The following is a 23732-nucleotide window of genomic DNA, read 5'->3' as shown; positions in this document are numbered from 1 at the left end:
GCGCAGCGGCGAGCCCGGAATGACGACAGGAAATCACGCCGCCGGTGCGGCAATCGCCTTGTCTCCGGCCATCACATGGGTCAGCGCGCTCTTGATCGCAGCCTGCCGGGTCGGCGCGCTGATCTGTGCCCCCAGGAGGTCGGTGACGTAGAACACGTCGCGGGCGCGCTCGCCGAAGGTCGCGACATGGGCCGAGGCGATGTTGAGGTTGAGCTTCGAGATTGCGGTGGTCAGCTCATAGAGCAGGCCGGGGCGATCGAGGCCGGAGACCTCGATCACCGTGTAGCGGTCGGACCATTGGTTGTTGATGGTCACTTCCGGCTCGATCACGAAGGGCCGCGCCTTGCTGCGCACGGTGCGCCGCGCCACCACTTCGGGCAGGCGCAGCTTGCCTTCGAGCACGTCCTCGATCATCTCGCCGATGCGCGTGGCGCGCCGGCCCTCGTCCTCGTCGCGGTCGTATTCCCGGGAGATCGAGATCGTGTCGAGAGCGCGGCCGTCGGTCGTGGTGTAAATCTGGGCGTCGACGATGTTTGCGCCGGCCGAGGCGCACGCGCCGGCGATGATCGACAATAGCCAGGGATGGTCGGCGGCGAAGATCGTGAGCTCGGTGACGCCGCGCACCTCGTCGAAGCCGACATTGATCGCGAGCTTGTGGCCGGCCTGCTCGCTGGAGCGGACGAAGCGGGCATGGCGGATCTTGCGCGGCAGCTCGACCTTGAGCCAATAGGCCGGATAGTGCCGGCCGATATAGGCATCGAGCTCGTCCTCCGGCCATTCGGCGAAGGCCATGCGGAATTCGGCATAGGCAGCGGCGAGGCGCTTGCCGCGATCGACCTCCGAGAAGCCGCCGGTCAGCACCGGCTCGGTCTCGTAGTAGAGCGAGCGCAGCAGCTGCGCCTTCCAGCCGTTCCACACGCCGGGCCCGACGCCGCGGATGTCGGCGGTGGTCAGGATGGTCAGCAGCTTCATCTGCTCGACCGACTGCACCACGGCGGCGAAATTCTCGATGGTCTTGCGATCCGAGAGGTCGCGCGACTGCGCGACCGTGGACATCGTCAGGTGCTCCTCGATCAGCCAGGCGATGAGCTCGGTGTCGGCCGGGCTGAAGCCGAGCCGCGGGCACAGCCGGCGCGCCACCTTGGCGCCGGCGATCGAGTGATCCTCCGGCCGGCCCTTGGCGACGTCGTGCAGCAGCGTGGCGATATAGATCACCGCGCGGTGTTCGGGCCGGGACTTGCGCATGAGGTCGCTGGCGAGCGCGAATTCCTCGACGCCGCCGCGCTCGATGTCCTGGAGGAAACCGATGCAGCGGATCAGATGCTCGTCGACCGTGTAGTGATGATACATGTTGAACTGCATCATCGAGACGATCTTGCCGAAGGCGCGGATGAATTGGCCGAGCACGCCGGTCTCGTTCATCCGCCGCAGCACGATCTCCGCGTTGTCGGAGGTCAGGATCTCCATGAACAACCGGTTGGCCTCGGGATTTTCGCGAAGCTGCGCGTTGATCAGGCCAAGCGACCGCGTCACGTCGCGCATCGCATCCGGGTGGAAGGCGAGGTTGTTCTTCTGCGCGAGGCGGAAGATGCGGATCAGATTGACCGGATCGTGCTTGAACACGTCGGGCGCTGCGACGTTGATGCGGTTGTTGTCGACGATGAAGTCGTCGCTGTCGGGGACGCGCCGCTTCACCGCGGTCGGCCGCAGCCGCGCCATCATCCGGCTCAGCACCGGCGCGGGCTTGGCCTGCTGGTCCTCAAGCTTGGCGCAGAGGATGGCGGTGAGGTTGCCGACTTCCTTGGCGACCAGGAAGTAGTGCTTCATGAAGCGCTCGACGTCCTGCATGCCGGGGTGCGAGGTGTAGCCGAGCCGCACCGCGATCTCGCGCTGGAGGTCGAAGGAGAGGCGCTCTTCGGCGCGGCCGGAGTAGAAGTGCAGATTGCAGCGCACCGACCAGAGGAAATCGGCGCAGCGGCGGAAGCTGCGATATTCCTGCGCGTCGAACACGCCGCGCTCGACCAGCTCGCTGGTGTCGCGCACGCGATAGACATATTTGGCGATCCAGAACAGCGTGTGCAGGTCGCGCAAGGCCCCCTTGCCGTCCTTGACGTTGGGCTCGACCAGGTAGCGCGACTGGCCGCCGCGGCGATGCCGCTCCTCGCGCTCGGCGAGCTTTGCGGTGACGAATTCCGACGCGGTGCCCTGCACCACCTCCTTGTCGAAGCGCGCGACCAGCTCGTCATAGAGCGGCTTGTCGCCGGTGAGGAAACGCGTCTCCAGGATCGCGGTGCGGATGGTCATGTCGCCGCGCGCCTGCCGGATCGATTCGTCAACCGAGCGCGTGGCGTGACCGACCTTCAGCCCCATGTCCCAGAGGCAATAGAGGATGGCTTCGGCGACCTGCTCGCCCCAGGCGGTCTGCTTGTAGGGCAGGATGAACAGGAGATCGATGTCGGATTCGGGCGCCATCAGACCGCGGCCATAGCCGCCGGTCGCGACCACGGCCATGCGCTCGGCGCCACTCGGGATCGGCGAGCGGTAAAGATGACGGGTCGCCGCAGAATACAGAATGCGGATGATCTCGTCCTGGACGTGACACAGCCGCTCGGCGCAGCGACGGCCGTGGCGGTCCTTCAAAAGGATTTCCTGTGCCGCGGCGCGTGCCGCGATCAGCTCGGCCTTGAGCAATTGCGCCATGGCGGTGCGGAACGCGTCTTCGCGTCCCTGATGCTTTTCGGCAAGCGCATCGACCGCGGCGGTGATCCGCGCCGTGTCGAAACGATCGTCCATCTCGGCCTTGTGCTCAGTCGCGACGCTGTCCATGTCTCACCGGATATAAGAGGTGACAGGCGCTGTCACCCGCCATTCTCTGGCAATAGTCGTTCCATGCTGGAAAGCTGCGGCTTTGGGTAAATCTGTTCTCGGCGGGAAGGCCTTCGAGGGTGGATTTTCTCGTTGATTTCCAGATGTAACTCATTGAAAAACAATGAAATTTTGGAGGAGGCCGGGCATGACCAGGATGACACGACGTATTCTGCTGGCGGGGGCGGTTGCGCTCGCCACGACCCAATCGGCAAAGGCGGCGGATCCGCTCAAGGAAATCCGCATCGACTGGGCGACCTACAATCCGGTGTCGATGGTCCTGAAGCAGAAGGGGCTGCTCGAGAAGGAGTTCGCCAAGGACGGTATCACCGTCACCTGGGTGCAGTCGGCCGGGTCCAACAAGGCGCTCGAATTCCTCAATGCGGGCTCGATCGATTTCGGCTCGACCGCGGGCTCGGCGGCGCTGGTGGCGAAGATCAACGGCAACCCGATCAAGTCGATCTATGTCTATTCGCGTCCCGAGTGGACCGCGCTGGTGTCCGGCAAGGACTCCAAGATTGCGAGCGTGGCCGATCTCAAGGGCAAGCGCGTCGCGGTGACGCGCGGCACCGACCCGCACATCTTCCTGGTGCGCGCGCTGCTCGGCGCCGGCCTGACCGAGAAGGACATCACGCCGGTGCTGCTCCAGCACGCCGACGGCAAGACCGCGCTGATCCGCGGTGACGTCGATGCCTGGGCCGGCCTCGATCCGATGATGGCGCAGGCCGAGGTCGAGGAGGGCGCAAAGCTGTTCTACCGCAAGGCCGACGCCAACACCTGGGGCATCCTCAATGTGCGCGAGCAGTTCTTGAAGGACCATCCGGATGCGGCCCGCCGCGTGCTCGCGGTGTACGAGGAAGCGCGCAAATATTCACTGGCGAATTACGACGAGCTGAAAAAGACCTTCATCGCAGTCACAAAGCTGCCGGAGCCGGTGGTCGACAAGCAGCTCAAGGAGCGCACCGAGCTCACCCACAGCCGCATCGGCGCGGCCCAGCGCGAGTCGATCCTCGCCGCCGGCCTCGCGCTGCAACAGGCCGGCGTCGTCGATGCCAAGGTCGACGTCAAGGCGACGCTGGACGCCCTGATCGACGACCAAGTCCCGCTGCCGACGAATTGAGGTTCTAAACCCTCCCCCCTTGTGGGGGAGGGTGGCTTCGCGGAACGCGAAGCCGGGTGAGGGGTATCTATCCTCACGATCAGTGTTGCGAGTGGAGAAAACCCCTCATCCGGCGCTTCGCGCCACCTTCTCCCACAAGGGGAGAAGGAAGAGAGCGGCGGCGAGGCGGCAATAGGAGTGTTGCATTCCCTCGTCAGACGCGCTTGCTAGGACCATGATCTCCGACGCGCCAGTTCTGCAACAAGCCTCCGAACCGGCCGAAAACGTCGCCGCGCCTTCGCGGCTGTCGCGCTATGCGCGGCCGCTGCTTGGGATATTGCTGCCGCTGACGCTCGCGCTCGGTTGGGAACTCGTGGTCTGGCTCGGCTGGTCCAACGGCCGGCTGGTGCCGCCGCCCTCGCGCATCTTTGCCACCATCGCCGAGCTCGCCCGTTCAGGCGAGCTGGTCCGCCACATTACCGCGACGCTGTGGCGCGTCGCGCTCGGCTTCGCGTTCGGCGTGGTCGCAGGCACGCTGCTGGGAGCCATCTCCGGCTATTGGTCGCTCGCCCGCCGGCTGCTCGATCCGACCGTGCAAGCGCTGCGCGCGATCCCCTCGCTTGCCTGGGTGCCGCTGTTCATCCTCTGGCTCGGCATCTTCGAGACCTCGAAGGTCGCGCTGATCGCGGTCGGCGTGTTCTTCCCGGTCTATCTCGGCGTGATGGGCGCGATCCTTTCGGTCGACCGCAAGATCGTGGAGGTCGGTCGCACCTTCCGCCTGTCCGGCCCGGCGATGATCCGCCGCATCCTGTTGCCCGCCGTGTTGCCGGCCTATGTCGTGTCCTTGCGCGTCGGGCTCGGCCTCGGCTGGATGTTCGTCGTGGCGGCCGAGCTGATCGGCGCCTCCGAAGGCCTCGGTTATCTCTTGCTCGACGGCCAGCAGCTCGGCAAGCCCGCGCAGATCCTGGCAGCGATCGTGATCTTCGCCATCCTCGGCAAGCTCACCGATTGGCTCATCGAGGTCGCCGCCGCGCCCTTCCTGCGATGGCAGGATGTCTTCGTCCGCGCAAAGGGAGCCTAAAGGCGATGCTGGCGCTCGACCGGGTCAGCAAGACCTATCCGAACGGCGTGCAGGCGCTGGCGCGCTTCTCCGCCGAGATCAGGCAAGGCGAGATCGTCGCCATTATCGGCGGCTCCGGCTGCGGCAAATCAACGTTGCTTCGCGCCGTGGCCGGTCTCGATCGCGCCAGCTCAGGCACCGTGACGCTCGACAATGAGGCGATCAGTTCGCCCCATGCCAAGATCGGCATCATCTTCCAGGAGCCCAGGCTTTTGCCCTGGCTCAGCGTCGCCGACAATATCGGCTTTGGCCTTGCCGATCTGCCCGCGGCGGAGCGGCGCGAGAAGGTGGCGCGTGCGCTCGAGCGGGTCGGGCTGGCCGAGAAGGCGCAGGCCTGGCCGCGCGAGCTCTCCGGCGGGCAGGCGCAGCGCGTCGCGATCGCCCGCGCACTGGTGCCGCAGCCGGAGGTGCTCTTGCTCGACGAGCCGTTCTCCGCGCTCGACGCCTTCACCCGCAGGGATCTTCAGGATCATCTGCTCGACCTCTGGGCCGACACGCGGCCGACGCTCATCCTCGTCACGCATGACGTCGACGAGGCCGTGGTGCTGGCCGACCGCGTCCTGGTGATGCGACCGCGACCGGGGCGGCTGTTCGATCAGATCGAGATCAATCTGGGACGGCCGCGCGACCGCAACTCGCCGCTGTTCGAGAATTTCAAGCGAAGTGTCCTGGCGTCACTCGACCGTTCGCTCGACCGCAGCGTGCCCGACCGTGACGCAACCCAGGGTCCCGGTCAGGCTATGTGGTGGTGACAATTTCTCGCCAAGCCGGTACATCGAAGGGCGATTTTTCCGGGAGAGAACGAACATGGACGCTGCAGAGCTGCGCCAGATGCAGGCTCCGATTAAGGAGCGCTACAAGACCGACCCCAAGACCGCGCTGATCACGCTGAAGGCCAAGGGCTCCACCGATGGCGAAGGCATCGCCTGCAAGGTCGAGACCGGCCGCGCCATTGCAATGGCGGGCCTGCATCCTGCGACCGGCGGCTCCGGCCTCGAGCTCTGCTCCGGCGACATGCTCCTCGAAGCCTTGGTGGCCTGTGCCGGTGTCACGTTGAAATCGGTTGCGACCGCGATCGAGGTGCCCTTGAAGACCGGCAACGTCTATGCCGAGGGCGATCTCGATTTTCGCGGCACGCTCGGTGTCGATAAGGAGACCCCGGTCGGCTTCGCCGAGATCCGTCTGCGCTTCGAGGTCGACACCGATGCGACGCAGGACAAGCTCGATCTCCTGCTCAAGCTGACCGAGCGCTATTGTGTAGTCTATCAGACCATCAAGAACGGCCCGAAGGTGTCGGTATCGATGCAGCGGATGTGAGGAGCGAAAGCCCCCACTCCACAATCGGTGTCGTCCCGGGGCGCGCCGCTTGGCGCGAGCCCGGGACCCATAGCCACAGGCCGTCATGATTCGGACGGTCGTCGCTCCAGCTCTTAAACCACTAATGCCTGTGGTTATGGATTCCGGGCTCGCGCTTCGCGCGCCCCGGAATGACAGATAGAATGTCCCCCGACCTCCACTTCATCCTCTTTCTGCTCCTGCGCATGGCGATCGCGGCGACCTTCGTCGTGACGGCGTCGATTATCACCGAGCGGTCGGGCCCGGTGATCGGCGCGCTGGTCGCGACCTTGCCGATATCAGCCGGTCCCTCCTACGTCTTCCTCGCACTCGATCACGACGCCGCCTTCATCGCGCAAGGCTCGCTGGCAAGTCTTCCGATCAACGCGGCGACGATCTTCATGTGCCTCGTTTACGTGGTGCTGGCGCAGCGACACAATCTTCTGGTGAGTTGTGGAAGCGCGGTCGCGATCTGGATCGTGCTTGCTTCGATCATCCGTCAGTTCGACTGGTCGCTCACCGCCGGACTGGCCGCGAATCTGATCGCCTTCGGCATCTGCATCCCGCTCCTGGCCGGCTATCGCCATGTGAAGATGCCGCTGGTGACGCGCCGCTGGTATGACGTGCCGATGCGGGCTGCATTGGTCGCGACCCTCGTCGCGATCGTGGTCTCGACCTCGGGCTGGGTCGGTCCCCGCATCAGCGGCATCATCGCGCTGTATCCCGTGGTGTTCTCCAGCATCATGGTGATCCTGCATCCGCGTATCGGCGGCCCGCCGACCGCCGCAGTGCTTGCCAACTCCGCCTGGGGTCTGCTCGGATTCGGCACGGCGATTGCGGTGCTGCACGTCGGCGCCGCCAATTTTGGCTCCGCGATCGGCCTCAGCATGGGGCTAGCCACCTGCATCGTGTGGAATCTGACGCTGTGGTGGAACGGGCGAAGGAAGCGGCTGGCGGCGGCTTCGTAGCTTCGTAGGGTGGGCAAAGGCGCGCACTTCGCGCGCCGTGCCCACCATCCTTCTGCGAATTCGCCGTTGCATGGTGGGCACGCTGCGCTTTGCCCACCCTACGGCACCATCACTATTTCGGCAGCTTGGCCTTCAACGCATAGAGCGCATCCAGCGCCTCGCGCGGGGACATCTCGTCGGGGTGCAGCGCCTTCACAGCGTCCATCAACAGCTCGGCTTCGCTCGGCGGCGCGGCTTCAGCCGCGGCGCGCGAGGGCACGGCGAACAGCGGCAGATCGTCCACCAGCGCTCGCGCGGTCTGGCCGCGGTCCTGCGCCTCCAGCTTGGACAGCACTGATTTCGCGCGCGTGATCACCGCGGGCGGCAGGCCGGCGAGTTTTGCCACCTGGATGCCGTAGGAGCGGTCGGCCGAGCCCGGCAGCACCTCGTGCAGGAATACGACATTGCCCTGCCATTCCTTCACCCGCACGGTGGCATTGAACATCCGCGGCAGCTTTGCCGAGAGCGCGGTCAGCTCGTGATAATGCGTGGCGAACAGGGTGCGACAGCGATTGCTTTCGTGCAGATGCTCGATCGCGGCCCAGGCGATCGAGAGGCCGTCGAACGTTGCGGTGCCGCGGCCGATCTCGTCGAGGATCACGAGCGAGCGCTCGCCGGCCTGGTTCAGGATCGCCGCGGTCTCGACCATCTCCACCATGAAGGTGGAGCGGCCGCGCGCGAGATCGTCGGCGGCGCCGACGCGCGAGAACAGGCGGTCGATGATGCCGATCCGCGCACGCGTCGCCGGCACGAAGCTGCCGATCTGGGCCAGCAGCGCAATCAGCGCGTTCTGACGCAGGAAGGTCGATTTACCGGCCATGTTGGGGCCGGTGAGCAGCCAGAGCTGGCCGGATTTTTGCGCAGGCGCGGGTGATAGATCGCACGCATTGGCGATGAACGGCTCGCCGTTGCGCTTCAGGGCCTGCTCCACCACGGGATGGCGGCCGGCCTCGATCGCGAAGCCGAGCGACTCGTCCACGTCCGGCCGCACATAATTGTCGTCGACCGCGAGCTTTGCCAGCGACGTCGCGACGTCGAGCAGCGCAAAGCCGTGCGCGGCGGCGCGCAGATCGTCGCTGATCGCCATGGCTTTGGCGCTGAGCCGTTCGAAGATTTCGAGCTCGAGCCCGAGGGCGCGATCGCCGGCATTGGCGATCTTGGCCTCGATCTCGCCGAGCTCCGAGGTGGTGAAGCGAACCTGGCCCGCCAGCGTCTGGCGATGGATGAAGGTCGCGTTCAGCGGTGCCGACATCAGCTTGTCGCCGTGCTGCGCGGTGACTTCGACGAAATAGCCGAGCACGTTGTTGTGCCGGATCTTCAGGCCCTTGACGCCAGTGCTATCGGCGTAGCGGGCTTGCATCGAGGCCACCACCAGGCGCGAAGCGTCGCGCAGGTTGCGCGTTTCGTCGAGCGCGGGTTCGTAACCCTGGCGAACGAAGCCGCCGTCGCGCTTGATCAGCGGCAGCTGCTCGTCGAGCGCGCTGGCGAATTCCGCCGCAAGCTCGCGCGACGGACGTTGCAGCGCCGCCATGATCGCGGCGATCTCTAGCGGCGGCTGGTCGAGTTCGCCAAGCCGCGCCAGCACCTGGTCGGCGGCGATGATGCCGTCGCGCAGCCCCGCGAGATCGCGCGGGCCGCCGCGGCCGACTGACAGACGCGCCAGCGCCCGCGACATGTCGGGCGCGCCGCGCAGTATGCTGCGGATGTCCTCGCGCGCGGCTGAATCGGCTACGAAGGTGCTGACCGCATCGAGCCGCCGTGCGATTGCTGAAGCATCCGTCAGCGGCGCCGCCAGCCGCTGCGCCAGCAAGCGCGAGCCCGCCGAGGTCACGGTGCAGTCGATGGCGTCGAGCAGCGAGCCGCGTCGTTCGCCTGCGAGCGTCCGCGTCAGTTCGAGGTTGGCGCGCGTCGCCGGATCGATCGCCATGGTCGCGCCGGAGGCCTCGCGCGCGGGCGGTGACAGCGGCGGATGCTTGCCGACCTGGGTGCGGTCGACATAGGTGACGGCCGCGGCCGCGGCAGTGGCCTCCAAGCGCGTAAGCTGGGAGAGCCCGTCCATGGTCGCGACGGCAAAGTAGTCGCACAGCCGTTTCTCGGCGGTGGCGCCGTCGAAGACGTCGCGAGTCAGCGGCGTCACGGCTGGCAGCTCGCGCAAGGTCTGTCCGAGTTCGCTGTCGTTGTAGAGTGCGTCGGTGACGATCGCCTCGTTCGGGTTGATGCGCGCCAGCGTCGCGGCGAGCTCCCCGCTAGAGCATTCGGTGACCGTGAATTCGGCGGTCGAGATGTCGATCCAGGCAAGGCCGAAGCGATCGCCGCCACCGGAGGCGCGGGCGCGTGCGATCGCCAGCAGATAATTGTTGGCGCGCGCATCGAGCAGCGTGTCCTCGGTCAGCGTGCCCGGCGTGACCAGCCGCACCACGCCCCGGCGGACCACGCTCTTGTTGCCGCGCGCCTTGGCGGCGGCGGGATCCTCGGTCTGCTCGCAGACCGCGACGCGGTGGCCGGCGGATATCAGGCGATGCAGATAGTCCTCGGAGCGCTCGACCGGCACGCCGCACATCGGGATGTCGGCGCCCTGATGCTTGCCGCGCTTGGTCAGCACGATGCCGAGCGTCTTGGAGGCGATCTCGGCGTCCTCGAAGAACAATTCGTAGAAATCGCCCATCCGGTAGAACAGCAGGAGACCCTGATGCGCTGCCTTGATCTCCAGGTACTGTTCCATCATCGGCGTCACGCGCGCGATGGCTTCCGCCGGCGCGGCGGGCACTTCGTCGGGAGGCGGAGCGAGTATCGGCTGTTGCATGGTCATGGGCGGCGCAACCTACAAAATTTCGGCACCTGCTCCTACCGCTTTGGCCGGCAGGGGCGGGTTTTCCACGTTGTCCGCATTGCGGCATGCGTGGCCGGCGTGCGGACCCCTCGGAACATGCGCGTATCAGTCAATTGACCTGCCGCGGGCGCCCTCCTAAAACTCCGCCGTCATTGAAGAATTCTGGCCGAACCGCGGCATTCAGGGAGAACAACGATGCGTGACGTCTTTATCTGCGATGCCGTGCGGACCCCGATCGGCCGCTTCGGCGGCTCGCTCGCCAAGGTGCGCGCCGACGATCTCGCCGCTGCCCCGATCAAGGCGCTGATGGCCAAGCACCCGAGCCTCGACTGGGCGCAGGTGGACGAAGTCTTCTTCGGCTGCGCCAACCAGGCCGGCGAGGACAACCGCAATGTCGCGCGCATGGCGCTCCTGCTCGCGGGTCTCCCGGATTCGGTTCCGGGCCAGACTTTGAATCGCCTCTGTGCCTCCGGCCTCGATGCGGTCGGAGCCGCAGGTCGCGCGATCCGCTCCGGCGAGATCGAGCTCGCCATCGCCGGCGGCGTCGAATCCATGACGCGCGCGCCCTTCGTGATGGGCAAGGCGCAGGAGGCCTTCTCGCGCTCGGCTGAGATCTTCGACACCACGATCGGCTGGCGCTTCATCAATCCGCTGCTGAAGGCGCAGTATGGCGTCGATGCCATGCCCGAGACCGGCGAGAACGTCGCCGAGGAATTCCAGGTCTCACGCGCCGACCAGGACGCCTTCGCCATCCGCTCGCAGCAGCGCGCGGGCGCAGCGATCGCCGCCGGCTATTTTGCGGAGGAAATCATCCCGATCACCATTCCCGGTGGCAAGGCCGGCCCGATCACCGTCGACAAGGACGAGCATCCGCGTCCCGAGACCACGCTGGAAGGTCTCGCCAAGCTGAAGCCGATCGTGCGCAATCCCGGCACGGTGACCGCCGGCAATGCCTCCGGCGTCAATGACGGCGCCGCCGCGATGATCCTGGCTTCGGAAGCTGCGGTGAAGAAGCATGGTCTGACGCCCCGCGCGCGCATCCTCGGCCTTGCCTCGGCCGGCGTGCCGCCGCGCATCATGGGCATTGGTCCCGTGCCCGCGACCCGCAAGCTGATGGAACGGCTCGGCAGGAAGATCAGCGATTTCGACCTGATCGAGCTCAACGAGGCCTTCGCCTCGCAGGGCATCGCCTGCATGCGTCAGCTCGGTGTTGCTGACGATGCCGATTTCGTCAATCCGCATGGCGGCGCGATCGCACTTGGCCATCCCCTCGGCATGAGCGGCGCGCGTCTCGCGCTCACCGCCGTTCACGGCATGGAGAAGCGCGGCGGCAAGCTCGCACTCGCGACAATGTGCGTCGGCGTCGGCCAAGGCGTCGCTGTTGCGATCGAGAAGCTGAACTGACGGTCTCTCCTCTCCCTCTCCCCGTTCTTACGGGGATAGGGGTGGGGTGAGGGGCCTCTCTCCGCAAATGAGATGGTCGTGGGACCTGTACCCCCTCACCCGGATTGCTTCGCAATCCGACCTCTCCCCGCAAGCGGGGCGAGGTGAAGAGTCCGAGTTCGCTCGTTTCTCTCGCGCCCCGATATGAGAGGGAGAATGTCAGCATGATCATCGAGCGTGAGCAGGACGTCACGGCCGCGGCCCTGGCGGTGATGGAGCGGACGTCCGATCCGCGGCTTCGCCAGATCATGGTCTCGCTGGTCAAGCATTTGCACGATTTCGTCCGCGACGTTCGCCTGACAGAGAAGGAATTCCGCGACGCCACGGCTGTCATCGCCGAACTCGGCAAGCTCTCGACTGACACGCATAATGAAGTCGTGCTGATGGCGGGGTCGCTCGGCGTCTCCCCGCTGGTATGCCTGCTCAACAATGGCGACCAGGGCAATACGGAAACCGATCAGTCGCTGCTCGGGCCGTTCTGGCGGTTGAACTCGCCGCGGGTGGAGAACGGCGGATCGATCGTCCGCTCCGAAACGCCGGGCGCGCCGCTGTTCGTCAACGGCCGCGTCGTGGACAAGGACGGCGGTCCCGTTGCCGGCGCCGAGGTCGACGTCTGGCACGCCTCCCCGGTTGGTCTCTATGAAAACCAGGACCCCGACCAGGCCGACATGAACCTGCGCGGCAAGTTTACGACCGACCAGGACGGAGACTTCTCGTTCCGCTCCGTGATGATGGTCGGCTATCCCATTCCGACCGATGGTGTGGTCGGCCGTCTTCTGGAGGCGCAGAGCCGGCATCCCTATCGTCCCGCGCACCTGCACGCCCTGGTCTTCAAGCCCGGATTCAAAGTGCTGATCTCGCAAGTCTACGACCCCGCCGATCCGCATATCGATAGCGACGTGCAGTTCGGCGTGACGAAGGCGCTGATCGGCAAGTTCCTGCGCCATGACGCGCCGCATCCGACCGAGCGCGATGTCGCGGCGCCCTGGTATTCGCTCGACCATGTCTATCGGCTCGAAGACGGGGAAGCCGTGCTGCCGCGTCCGCCGATCAAATAGAGCTCAAACCCGCTTCCCCAGATTAGTTATATCCTATAATGATTGGCGGAAGCGTTGACCGGCCGGACCACAATGGCCGGGGAGGAGTTCGCCAATGACGTTCATCTATCCCACTGACAGCAACAAGGCGCATCCGCTGCCGCTGTCGCCCGAGTACAAGAGTTCGATCAAGCGCGCGCCGAACAAGCCCTTGATCCCGATGCGTCACACATTGTCGGAGCTGACCGGCCCGGTCTACGGCCACGAGACCGTGCGCGAGGGCGACAGCGATCTCACCCGCCAGCACAGTGGCGAGCCGCTCGGCGAGCGCATCATCGTGCACGGCCATGTGCGCGACGAGGACGGTCGCGGCGTCCCGAATTCATTGGTGGAGATCTGGCAGGCCAATTCCTGCGGCCGCTACGTTCACGTCCGCGACCAGCATCCGGCACCGCTCGATCCGAATTTTACGGGGGCAGGCCGCACGGTGAGCGATGCCGCCGGCTACTACCGCTTTGTCAGCATCAAGCCCGGCGCCTATCCTTGGGGCAATCACCACAACGCCTGGCGTCCCGCGCACATCCATCTGTCGGTGTTCGGCCATTCCTTCGTCACGCGCCTCGTGACGCAGATGTACTTCCCGAACGACCCGCTGTTCGCGTTCGATCCGATCTTCAACTCGGTGCCGGATGAGAAGGCGCGGGCGCGGATGGTCTCGTCGTTCGACTTAGAGAATACCCAACCCGAATGGGCGTTGTGCTACCGCTTTGACGTCGTGCTGCGCGGCAAGAATGCCACCCCCATGGAGAACCATTAAGTGCAGGACAACGGGATCACCCCATCACAGACCGTCGGTCCGTTCTTCAAATACGGCCTGACGCCGAATGGCGATTACGCCTGGAACGACGCGTTCACCAGCTCGACGCTCACGCCCGATGTCACGGGCGACCGCATCCGGATCGAAGGCCGCGTGTTCGACGGCGACGGCGTTGTCGTTCCGGATTGCATGCTGGAGATCTGGCAGGCCGACGCACAAGGCCGCTTTGCCGACCCGCAGGACAAGCGTGCTTTGCCGAATGCGAGCTTTCGCGGCTTTGCCCGTTGCGGCACCGACAAGGACGGCAATTACGCGTTCGAGACCATCAAGCCGGGCGCGGTGCCGGATCCCGACGGCAAGCCGCAGGCGCCGCACATCCTCCTTGCGGTGTTCGGCCGCGGCATGCTGCGGCATCTCTACACCCGCATCTATTTCAGCGATGAGGCCGGCAACGCCGCCGATCCCGTGCTGGCGCTGGTGCCCACTGAGCGGCGTGCCACGCTGACCGCCGTGCGCGAGGTGGGTAAGTCGGTATACCGGCTCGACCTGCGGCTGCAGGGCGACAACGAGACGGTGTTCTTTGACGTGTGAGACAAGCGCGCCGGTGAGCCAGCTCGCCGGCGCCAGTTCTCATCCCGCGCAATCGCGCCCGCGTGGCTTTCGTCACTCGGCTCGCTGTGCGTCAGTCCCCCTGACCTAAAACCGACTGATTGACATCCAATTCCCGTAGTTTCGCGGAGCTATTCTTTTTGCAACTTGTCCGCGAGGCAATCCCGTATTTACCACATTGATCTAGGCTTCACGCGGTTTTGGCGCGCGCTCTGGATTATTTTCATGAAAATTCGTTTGTCGTTGTCCTCCGCGATCATTGCGTTCGGGATCGTTCTCGCCATCGGCTTTACTGCGGTCGTGTCCACCAGCCTCTATGCGCTACGCGAGCTCAAGGTGGGCGGTCCGCTGTACTCCGACATCAAGCTCGGCAACGATCTCATCGCGGATATTCTGCCCCCACCGGAATATGTCATCGAGGCCTATCTCGAGGCGACGCTGGCCATGCGCGAGCCGGACCAGCTGGCCGCCCACGGCGAACGCCTGGTCCAGCTGCGCAAGGATTACGATGAGCGCAAGGCATTCTGGGTCACCTCCAGCCTCTCGGCCGACCTGAAGACGGCGCTGGTGTCGAAATCCGATGCCGAGGTGCAGAAGTTCTGGAAAGCGTCGGACCAGCTCCTGCCGGCCCTCAAGGCCAAGGACGCAGCCGCTTCCGAACGCGCCTATGTGCAGCTCAAGGACGCCTACACCGCGCATCGCGCCGTGATCGACAGCATCGTCGAGAACGCCAACAAGCAGAATGTCGCCATGGAAAAGCTGGCCGCGGATCGCGACAGCTCGATGCTCTTCATCCTCCTCGGCGTCTCCGCCGCCGTCCTGGCCTTCATTGCCGCGGGTCTGCTCGGCGTTGCCCTCGGCGTGGTGCGCCCGATCGTGCGCATGACGGACACGATGCAGAAGCTCGCGACCGGCGATCTCGCCGCCGATATTCCTTTCGCGCACCGTCAGGACGAGGTCGGCTCGATGGCGGGCGCGCTTGTGGTGTTCAAGCAGGCGGCGGTCGAGAATTCCCGACTGCGCGAGGAGCAGTTGCGGCAGGAGCAGGAGGCAACGCTCGCCAAGCGCGGCGCCCTGCTCCAGATGGCCGAGACAGTCGAGCGCGAGACCGGCCGCTCGGTCGACACCGCGGCCGCGGCGAGCCATGGCGTGGAGCGGGCGGCGTCCAGCCTGTCCGAGATCGCAAGTTCGCTCTCCGCGCAGTCGCAGGCGGTCGCCGCGGCCTCCACTCAGGCCCTTGGCAGCTCGCAGACCGTCTCGGCCGCGGCCGAAGAGCTGAGCGCCTCGATCCGTGAGATCGCGAGCCAGGTCGCGCGGACCAGCACGGTCACCAAATCTGCAGTCGCCGGCCGCGAGCAGGCGCGTTCGACTATTCAGGCGCTGGCCGGATCGGTGAAGAAGATCGCCGAGGTCTCCGACCTCATTGGCGGCATCGCCGGCCAGACCAACCTGCTGGCGCTCAACGCCACGATCGAGGCAGCGCGCGCCGGCGAGGCCGGTCGCGGCTTCGCCGTCGTCGCCGCCGAGGTGAAATCCCTGTCGGACCAGACCGCCAAATCCACCGAGGAGATCACGCGGCTGATCGCCGAGATCCAGGCCTCGACGCAGGCTGCGGTCGATGCCGTCGAGACGATGGGAGGGCACATCGTCGAGATCGACGGCGTCGCGACCTCCGTTGCCGCCGCGATGGAAGAGCAGGACGCCGCGACGCGGGAGATCACGCGGTCGATTTCCGAATCGGCGTCCGCGGCGAAGGAGGTCTCGGCCAAGATCGGCAATGTCAGCCGCGACGCCGCCTCCGTGAACGAGCGCGCCGCGGAGGTCAGACAGGCGATCGCCGGCATGTCGACCAATCTCGAACAGCTCCGGTCGGTCGTCGTGCGGACCGTGCGCGACTCGACCGCGGCAGCCTGAGCCCGGCGGCATTTCGGCCGCTGGTGCCCGGGAGTGTGATCGTGCAGTATGGCGCGGGACAGGGGCATCGTGGTTCATGACATCTCCACAATTGCCGGCGGTCGTTGAGCCCGCCCGACTGACGGCCGCGTTGCGCCGGGGCGGCGTGCTGGACGCCGGCGCGGTGCGCGAGGTGAAGGTGCTGCACCAGCGCGACACCGTCGTGTCGCATATCATCCGTCTCGGCCTGCGCTATGTCGGCGAATCCGCCGGCGCCCCGCACTCCGTTATCCTCAAGATGCCGCGTTCGGCCTACGCGAAGACGCTGGCCAATTCCGGTCGGTTAGAAGTGGCCTTCTACACCCGCCTTGCGCCGAATATGCCGTCGCAGATCGTGCCGCGTTGCTACGATGGCCATTTCGACGAAGAGAGCCAGACTTGGCATCTCCTGCTCGAGGACCTCACTGACAGCCATGACGTCGCAGCCGCCTGGCCATTGCCGCCCTCGCGTGATCAGGCGATGGCGATCGTAACCGCGCTCGCCCGCTGGCATGCATCCTGGTGGGACCATCCGGGTTTGGGTGAAACCGTCGGTACCTGGATGAGCGTCGATGACACCGCGGGTCTGGTGGAGAAATTCGCTGGCCATTACGACCGCTTCGCCGATCTGCTCGGCGACCGTCTCAGCGATGAGCGTCGCATCCTCTACCAGCGCTTCATCGAGAAGGCGGAGCAGCTGTTGCAACGCTACCATTCGCATCGCCACGTGACCATTGCGCATGGCGATGCGCATACCTGGAATTTCCTGCTGCCACGCGCGGGCGTCGCGGACGCCGTACGCATCTTCGATTTCGATCAGTGGCGCATCAACATTCCGACCCACGACCTTGCCTATATGATGGCGACGCAATGGTACCCAGAGCGCCGGCAGGCGCTCGAACGCCCACTGCTGAACCGTTACTACGAGATGCTGATCGCGCACGGTGTCGCCGGTTATACGCGGGGCGCACTCGACCAGGACTATCGCCGGTCGGTGCTGTGGCACATCACCAAGCCGGTTTGGCAGTGGAGCATCAACATCCCGCCGGTGATCTGGTGGAATAATCTGGAGCGGGTGTTTGCGGCGGTGGATGATTTGGGGTGTGAGGAGTTGTTGTAGCGCTGCTCTTGTCCCGGGCGCGGTGCAGCGCGTAGCGGTGCGCCGCAGAACCGGGACCCATCGTGCCGCGGGTTGGGCCCCGGCTCAGCAGCACATCACTGCGTGCTGCGCTGCGTCCGGGGCACGAGAGATCTACTACTCCATCACCGCATGCTCCGGCCCCGCCGCTTGCTTGCGCAGCGTGGCTTTGGTCGAGCCGATCAGCAAGGCGAGCGGGATGGTGCAGAGGATGAAGACCATCATCAGCTGGTAGTCGTGCGCGAACGCGATGATCTGCGCCTGCACGCTGACCATCCTGTCGGCCATGGCGCGGCCGGTGTCGGTAGACAGGTTGATCATGCCGCTGACGTCGGGCATCTGGAGTGCATGGTTGAACGGGTTGATGTGCTCGGACAGGATCGCGTAGGTCCGCCGCGTCCCCTGCGTCAACTGCGCGATGACGACGGAAATGCCGACCGAGCTCGCGACGTTGCGCATCAGGGTCAGCATCGCGGTGCCGTCGGTGCGCAGATCGTTCGACAGCGTCAGGAACGCCACTGTCGAGAGCGGCACGAAGACGAGGCCGAAGCCGAAGCCCTGGATGATGCTGACGGTGACGATCTCCGGCACCTGGGTCAGGTCGGTCCAGCCGGTCATCTGGAACAGCGAGCCCGCGGTCAACGTCAGGCCGGCGATGATCAGCGTGCGCGCCTCGAAATAGCGCATCATGCGACCGACCAGCATCATGGCGAAGAAGGTGCCGAAGCCGCGGCTTGCCAGCAGCAAGCCGGCGGTGATGATGGGATAGCCGATCACGTTCTGCATGTAGGGCGAGGCCAGCGCCATGGTCGAGAACAGAACGAGCCCCATCACGACCATGAAGATGCAGCCGGTGACGAAGTTGCGATCGCGGAACAGGCCGAAGCGGATGAACGGCGTCGAGGTCGTGAAGGAGTGCGCGAGGAAGAAGTAGAACGCGGCCGCCGAGACGATGAACTCCGCCAGGATCTCGTTGGATTCCAGCCAGCCCAATTGCTCGCCGCGGTCGAGCGCGAGCTGAAGCGAGCCGATCGCAACCGCCAGCGCCGCGAAGCCGAACCAGTCGAATCTGAGGCTGCGGTTCTTGTCGGTCTCATCCATGAAGACGATCAGCCCGAGCACGGTGATGAAGCCGAACGGGAGATTGACGAAGAACACCCAGTGCCAGGAATAGGTCTCGGTCAGCCAGGCGCCCAGCGAGGGTCCCATGATCGGACCCATCATCACGCCCATGCCCCAGATCGACATCGCCTTGGCGCGCTCCTGGAGCGTGTAATAGTCGAGCATGACCGATTGCGACAGCGGCACCAGGGCCGCGCCGAACACGCCTTGCAGCAGGCGGAACAGCACCATCTGGTTGATGTCCTGCGCAAGGCCGCACAGCACCGAGGCCATGGTGAATCCGGCCGAGCAGATGATGAAGATGCGCTTGCGGCCGAAGCGGTTGGCGATCCAGCCCACCGGCGCCGTCATGATCGCGGCGGCGACGATGTAGGAGGTCAGCACCCAGTTGATCTGGTCCTGCGAGGCCGACAGCGTGCCTTGCATGTAGGGCAAAGCGACGTTGGCAATGGTGGTGTCCAGCGCCTGCATGATGGTCGCGGTCATGGCGCAGATCGTCACCATGTTCCGGCGCAGGCCGGGGACCATCAAGCTGGCATTGGGACCGGACATCGGATCAGTCCTTGACTCAGTCTTTGTCTTGGTTCGCTGTCGCCGACAGGCCGAGCAGGCCGGCCAGCGAGCGCTGATGGCCGGTGTCGATGGTGGCATAGACGCTCATGCCAGCCTTCAGCTTCCGCACATATTTGTCGGTCTCGTCGAAATAGATGCGGATCGGTACGCGCTGCACGACCTTGACGAAATTGCCGGTGGCGTTCTGCGGCGGCAGGATCGCAAATTGCGCGCCGGTGCCGGGCGAAAGCGAGCCGATCTTGCCCTTGAAGACGTGGTTCGGGAACGCGTCGACCTCGAGCGTGACGGGCTGTCCTTCGGTCACATAGGTGAGGTCGCTCTCCTTCGGGTTGGCGTCGACCCAGGGGTGGGCGACGTCGATGATCGAAAACACCGGCGTGCCGGCGGCGACATAGCGGCCGAGCTGGATCTGCTCGACCTGCGTCGCCACGCCATCCATCGGCGCGCGCAGCACGGTGTGGTCGAGGTTGCGCTGGGCATCGTCAAGTTTTGCTTTCGCCTGTGCGTAGGACGGGAATTGCTCCAGCGGCAACGCGGGGTCGCCGAGCAATTGCGTCTTGGCGTTGGAAAGCTGCTGCTTGATGTATTGCGCCTGCGCGCCGGCAGTCACCAGTGCATTCGAGGCGTTGTCGAGATCGAGCTGCGAGCCGTAATTGTTCTTCACCAGCGCCTGCTTGCGCTCGACGTCGCGCTGCTTCAAATCGATGCCTTGCTGAGCGAGGTTGAGCATGTCGCCATAAATCTTGATGTTGGCGACAAGGTTGTCATAGGTCGTGCGGGCCTGCGCGAGCTGCGCCTTGGCTTCGTCCACCGCGTGGCGAAACGGAACGGGGTCGATCTCGAACAGCTCGTCGCCCCGCTTGACGGACTGGCCTTCCTTCACGATGACTTTCTGGATTTTGCCGGAGATGTCGGGCGTCACCAGCACCTTCTGCGCGCCGACATAGGCATCGTCGGTGCCGACATAGCGTCCGCCATTGAGATAGAAGGTGACGCCGCTGATGACGGCGATCACAGGCAGCACGACCAGGAGCAGGAAGCGGCGGTAGCGGCGCAGGCCCGCCATCAGGCGGCGGCGCGGATCGGTGCCCGCTTTCTTGGTGGGCTTGCCGCTGTCGGTCTTCTGCTCGGGCTGGAACTTGAGAACTTGGTCAGCCATAGCGCTGCTCCTTACGTGCTTGTTCCGCGCCGCTGGTCTGGATCGCGGTGCGCACGTTTTCCTTGATGGTTTCGAGTTGGGTAACGAGACGATGGGCGTCCGCCGGCGTGATGCCGTCGAGCGCGTTGGCCGTAAGCTCGGACTTCAGCCCGCTCATCCGGCCCAGCAATTGCCGGCCGGCTTTCCTGAGATACAGGCGCTTGACGCGGCGGTCCGAGGCATCGCTGCGGCGCTCGATCCAGTCGTTGTCGCAGAGTTTGTCGATCATGCGGGTCAGCGTGATCGGCTGCATCTCGAGCAGTTCGGCGAGCTCCGACTGCTTCATGCCCTCGCTGCGCTCGACCTTGGCCAGCACCGCCCATTGGGCGCGGGTGATGCCGAATCGCGATGCCTCCTTGTCGGCATAGACGCGCAAGAGGCGGTAGAGCTCGCCCAGCGTAAACAGGAAATTCTGGTCGACAGACCCGCGGCTCATGAGCTTGGTCTCCAATAAGCTTGGCATATAATAAGCAAGCTTATGATTATTTCATGGCGGGTTAACGCGACGCTGTCCCGCTGCAATGGCATGGCTGACCGCCGCATTGCTGGTCGTGCTTTAGGTTCCCCCGCCGAAATGCTAGAAACTCGGCCGCATGACCCCTGCTAAATCGGCATTTCCCGCGCCCGATCACGATCACGGCCGCTGCACCGCGGATGCGCTGGCGCACGCCGAGGAGGTCTGCGAGCAGCGCGCGCAGAAATTTACGCCTATCCGCCGCCAGGTGCTGGGAGCGCTGCTCTCCAGCCACCGCCCGCTCGGCGCCTATGAGGTGATCGACGAGCTTGCCAAATCCATGTCGCGGCCGGCGCCGATCACGGTCTATCGCGCGCTCGATTTCCTGATGGCCAACGGCCTCGTGCATCGCATCGAAAGCCGCAACGCCTACCTCGCCTGCGCCGCCCACGACCACGACGCGACCTCGGCGGTGGCGTTCCTGATCTGCGAGCGCTGCGGCCTGGTCGGCGAGATTCCATCGGCATCCTTCGCCGGGAATCTCAATGCCGCGGCACGCAGCTCAGGCTTTGCTCCTAAATTGTCCGTGGTGGAGGTCACGGGCGTCTGCACCCATTGTCAGAAAGCTGCATAAAGCAACAACGGCGCAAAGCCGGTTTTTCGGGAAGACATGTCCTCACCACAAGCCAACCAATCCGTCGCGCGTCCCCTCAGTGCCGGCGCCATCGCCCTGATGCTCATGCTGTGCCTGACCTGGGGGTTCAACCAGATCGCGGTGAAGCTGGTGCTGCCGGACATCCCGCCGATGCTCCAGGCCACGATCCGCTCGATGGGCGCGCTGCCGGTGTTGTTCATCATCGGCACACTTCGCGGCGTCAAATTCTTCGAGAATGACGGCACGTGGAAGCCGGGCCTGATCGCGGGGCTGATGTTCGGCGTCGAATTCGTGCTGATCTTTCAGGGGCTGCGCCTCACCTCCGCCTCTCGCGCGGTGGTGTTCCTCTACACCGCACCGTTCTTCGTTGCGCTCGGCTCCTACCAGGTGCTTGGCGAGCGGCTCGGCGCCTCGCAATGGCTGGGCCTCGCCATCAGCTTTGCCGGCGTCGCCCTCGCGATCGGCGTGCCGCAGCCCAACGTCGATTCGCATGTTCTGCTCGGCGACCTCATGATCGTCGGTGGCGCCGCGCTGTGGGCGGCGACGACGCTGGTTGCCAAGGGCACGAGGCTGCGGTTCGCCGCGCCCGAGAAGGCGCTGGGCTATCAGGTCGCCATTTCGATCCCGATCCTGGGGCTAGCGGCCTGGCTGTTCGGCGAGACCATCACGCATACGCCGGCGCCACTATCGCTCGGCCTGATGGCCTTCCAGGCGATCTGGGTGGTTGGAACCACGTTCACGCTTTGGTTCGCGCTGGTGAAGGCCTATTCGGCCAGCAAATTGTCGGCTTTTACCTTCATCACCCCTTTGTTTGGCGTGGTGGGTAGCTATTTCATCATGCACGACACCTTGAGCCTGGCGTTCGGAGCCGCGGCTGTCCTTGTAATTGCTGGGCTTTTTCTGGTTAACCGTCCCAGCTCAACGGCTGCGGCGCCGCGCGATGCATTGCTGAACGTCACCAAAACCTGATATTTGGACCCCATGAACAAGCCCGAAACCACCATCGATTCCGACATCGCGGGGCCCGCGCCGCGCCATCACACCACCCAGGTCAAGGTCGGTGACGTCACTGTGGGCGGCGGTGCGCCGATCGTCGTGCAGTCGATGACCAACACCGATACCGCCGACATCGACGGTACCATCGCCCAGGTCGCAGCGCTCGCGCGCGCCGGCTCCGAAATGGTCCGCATCACTGTGGACCGCGAGGAGGCCGCTGCCGCCGTTCCGCACATTCGCGACGGTCTCGCCAAGCGCGGTATCACCACGCCGCTGATCGGCGACTTCCACTATATCGGCCACAAGCTGCTCGCGGCCTATCCGGCCTGCGCCGAGGCGCTCGCCAAGTACCGCATCAATCCCGGCAATGTCGGCTTCAAGGACAAGCGCGACACCCAGTTCGCCGACATCATCGAGATCGCGAACAAGAACAACAAGCCGGTCCGCATCGGCGCCAATTGGGGCTCGCTCGACCAGGAGCTGCTGACCAAGCTGATGGACGAGAATGCCGCGTCCGCCAATCCGCGCGACGTGCGCGCGGTGACGCGCGAGGCCATGGTGCAGTCCGCGCTGCTTTCGGCCGCACGCGCCGAAGAGCTCGGCATGCCCAAGGACCGCATCATCCTCTCCGCGAAGGTCTCGGCGGTGCAGGATCTCATCGCGGTCTATCAGGATCTCGCCAGCCGTTCCGATTATGCGATCCATCTCGGCCTGACCGAGGCCGGCATGGGCTCGAAGGGCATCGTGGCGTCCTCGGCCGCACTCGGCATCCTGCTTCAGCAGGGCATCGGCGACACCATCCGCATCTCGCTGACGCCGGAGCCCGGCGGCGACCGCACCCGCGAGGTGCAGGTCGGCCAGGAGCTGCTCCAGACCATGGGCTTCCGCACCTTCGTGCCGCTGGTCGCCGCGTGCCCCGGCTGCGGCCGCACCACGTCGACCACGTTCCAGGAGCTGGCCCGCTCGATCCAGGATTTCATCCGCGACGAGATGCCGGCCTGGAAGACGAAATATCCCGGGGTCGAGGAGCTCAACGTCGCGGTGATGGGCTGCATCGTCAACGGCCCGGGCGAATCCAAGCACGCCAATATCGGCATCTCGCTGCCCGGCACCGGTGAAGCGCCGGCCGCGCCTGTTTTCGTCGACGGCAAGAAGTTCCGCACGCTGCGCGGACCCACGATCTCCGCCGACTTCAAGGCGCTGGTGATCGACTACATCGACCAGCGCTACGGTCAGGGCGCCAAGGTGCCAGTGACGGCAGCGGAGTAGGCGTCTTCCAAGAACGGAATCGTAAGGCGGGTTCGCGCAGCGTAACCCGCCTTATTTTTGTGGCCCGGATGGATCGAAGCGAAATCCGGCGCCTTGCCGCTGCGGAACGATTGGCCCCGGATTGCGCTTCGCTCCATCCGGGCTTCTGTAACGGGCCTTGGTTAGTCAATCCCTTTTTGCGTCATCCACTCGCTGGGCACTTGCTTCTGTACGGGATCGGCGCGGTGGCCGTC

At 65.1% G+C, this 23732-nt stretch carries 19 protein-coding genes; 14 read left to right on the top strand and 5 right to left on the bottom strand.

The features are described 5' to 3' along the window. Positions 1-33: 33 nt before the first annotated feature. Positions 34-2826 (bottom strand): [protein-PII] uridylyltransferase, encoded by a 2793-nt coding sequence (locus tag IVA81_RS07490; protein ID WP_247314278.1) that lies wholly within the window; start codon positions 2824-2826, stop codon positions 34-36. Positions 2827-3013: 187 nt separating this feature from the next. Between IVA81_RS07490 and IVA81_RS07485 the strand changes: the two genes are divergently transcribed. From IVA81_RS07485 to IVA81_RS07465, 5 genes are all read left to right on the top strand, one after another. Further along, positions 3014-3985: an aliphatic sulfonate ABC transporter substrate-binding protein gene (locus IVA81_RS07485; protein ID WP_247314276.1), complete on the top strand. Its 972-nt coding sequence runs from the start codon at positions 3014-3016 to the stop codon at positions 3983-3985. A gap of 214 nt (positions 3986-4199) precedes the next feature. Beyond that, on the top strand, positions 4200-5045 hold the full coding sequence (locus IVA81_RS07480) for an ABC transporter permease (protein WP_247314274.1): 846 nt from the start codon (positions 4200-4202) through the stop codon (positions 5043-5045). A 5-nt stretch (positions 5046-5050) separates the two neighbouring features. Next, positions 5051-5836, top strand: a complete 786-nt coding sequence (locus IVA81_RS07475; protein WP_247314272.1) for an ABC transporter ATP-binding protein — start codon at positions 5051-5053, stop codon at positions 5834-5836. Between the two features lie 55 nt (positions 5837-5891). Beyond that, on the top strand, positions 5892-6401 hold the full coding sequence (locus IVA81_RS07470) for an OsmC family protein (RefSeq protein ID WP_247314270.1): 510 nt from the start codon (positions 5892-5894) through the stop codon (positions 6399-6401). A 182-nt stretch (positions 6402-6583) separates the two neighbouring features. Then, the gene (locus IVA81_RS07465; RefSeq protein WP_247314268.1) at positions 6584-7387 is read left to right on the top strand and encodes a hypothetical protein; all 804 of its coding nucleotides are present in this window, start codon (positions 6584-6586) and stop codon (positions 7385-7387) included. A 112-nt stretch (positions 7388-7499) separates the two neighbouring features. Here IVA81_RS07465 and mutS read toward each other — a convergent pair whose 3' ends face one another. Further along, positions 7500-10235 carry a DNA mismatch repair protein MutS gene (mutS, locus tag IVA81_RS07460; protein WP_247314265.1) on the bottom strand — a complete coding sequence of 912 codons (2736 nt, stop codon included), beginning with the start codon at positions 10233-10235 and terminating at the stop codon, positions 7500-7502. Positions 10236-10451: 216 nt separating this feature from the next. On the opposite strand from mutS, the gene pcaF reads away from it, so the two are divergent. The 6 genes from pcaF (at position 10452) to IVA81_RS07430 (ending at position 17214) form a co-directional block, all read left to right on the top strand. Further along, the gene (gene pcaF, locus IVA81_RS07455; protein WP_247314263.1) at positions 10452-11660 is read left to right on the top strand and encodes a 3-oxoadipyl-CoA thiolase; all 1209 of its coding nucleotides are present in this window, start codon (positions 10452-10454) and stop codon (positions 11658-11660) included. A 203-nt stretch (positions 11661-11863) separates the two neighbouring features. Further along, positions 11864-12757, top strand: coding sequence for a dioxygenase (locus IVA81_RS07450; protein WP_247314262.1), 894 nt, complete (start codon positions 11864-11866; stop codon positions 12755-12757). A 94-nt stretch (positions 12758-12851) separates the two neighbouring features. After that, the gene (gene pcaH, locus IVA81_RS07445) at positions 12852-13553 is read left to right on the top strand and encodes a protocatechuate 3,4-dioxygenase subunit beta (protein ID WP_247314260.1); all 702 of its coding nucleotides are present in this window, start codon (positions 12852-12854) and stop codon (positions 13551-13553) included. Further along, positions 13554-14144: a protocatechuate 3,4-dioxygenase subunit alpha gene (pcaG, locus tag IVA81_RS07440; protein WP_247314259.1), complete on the top strand. Its 591-nt coding sequence runs from the start codon at positions 13554-13556 to the stop codon at positions 14142-14144. A gap of 243 nt (positions 14145-14387) precedes the next feature. Continuing rightward, positions 14388-16076, top strand: coding sequence for a methyl-accepting chemotaxis protein (locus IVA81_RS07435; RefSeq protein WP_247314257.1), 1689 nt, complete (start codon positions 14388-14390; stop codon positions 16074-16076). A gap of 76 nt (positions 16077-16152) precedes the next feature. Then, complete coding sequence (locus IVA81_RS07430) at positions 16153-17214, top strand: ecdysteroid 22-kinase family protein (RefSeq protein ID WP_247314255.1); 1062 nt, start codon at positions 16153-16155, stop codon at positions 17212-17214. A gap of 135 nt (positions 17215-17349) precedes the next feature. Here IVA81_RS07430 and IVA81_RS07425 read toward each other — a convergent pair whose 3' ends face one another. Genes IVA81_RS07425 through IVA81_RS07415 form a run of 3 tightly spaced genes read right to left on the bottom strand, consistent with a single transcriptional unit; the run spans position 17350 to position 20561 of the window. Further along, complete coding sequence (locus IVA81_RS07425) at positions 17350-18906, bottom strand: MDR family MFS transporter (protein WP_247314252.1); 1557 nt, start codon at positions 18904-18906, stop codon at positions 17350-17352. 16 nt (positions 18907-18922) lie between these two features. Next, on the bottom strand, positions 18923-20086 hold the full coding sequence (locus IVA81_RS07420; RefSeq protein WP_247314250.1) for an HlyD family secretion protein: 1164 nt from the start codon (positions 20084-20086) through the stop codon (positions 18923-18925). Further along, the gene (locus IVA81_RS07415; RefSeq protein WP_247314248.1) at positions 20079-20561 is read right to left on the bottom strand and encodes a MarR family transcriptional regulator; all 483 of its coding nucleotides are present in this window, start codon (positions 20559-20561) and stop codon (positions 20079-20081) included. Before IVA81_RS07415 ends, IVA81_RS07420 begins: the two co-directional genes overlap by 8 nt. Before the next feature lie 157 nt (positions 20562-20718). Here IVA81_RS07415 and IVA81_RS07410 point away from each other — a divergent pair, with 157 nt between their 5' ends. Genes IVA81_RS07410 through ispG form a run of 3 tightly spaced genes read left to right on the top strand, consistent with a single transcriptional unit; the run spans position 20719 to position 23499 of the window. Further along, the gene (locus tag IVA81_RS07410; RefSeq protein ID WP_247314246.1) at positions 20719-21213 is read left to right on the top strand and encodes a transcriptional repressor; all 495 of its coding nucleotides are present in this window, start codon (positions 20719-20721) and stop codon (positions 21211-21213) included. Positions 21214-21249: 36 nt separating this feature from the next. Beyond that, a complete protein-coding gene (locus IVA81_RS07405; protein WP_247314245.1) occupies positions 21250-22203 on the top strand; it encodes a DMT family transporter in 954 nt (317 codons plus the stop codon). A 12-nt stretch (positions 22204-22215) separates the two neighbouring features. Continuing rightward, entirely contained in the window at positions 22216-23499 is a 1284-nt protein-coding gene (gene ispG, locus IVA81_RS07400) for a flavodoxin-dependent (E)-4-hydroxy-3-methylbut-2-enyl-diphosphate synthase (RefSeq protein WP_247314243.1), read from the top strand. Positions 23500-23732: the final 233 nt, after the last annotated feature.

It is taken from the genome of Bradyrhizobium sp. 141 (assembly GCF_023074055.1).
Taxonomy (GTDB): Bacteria; Pseudomonadota; Alphaproteobacteria; order Rhizobiales; family Xanthobacteraceae; genus Bradyrhizobium.
The sequence above is the reverse complement of the archived record's forward strand: the minus strand, read 5'-3'. Positions and strand labels throughout refer to the sequence as shown.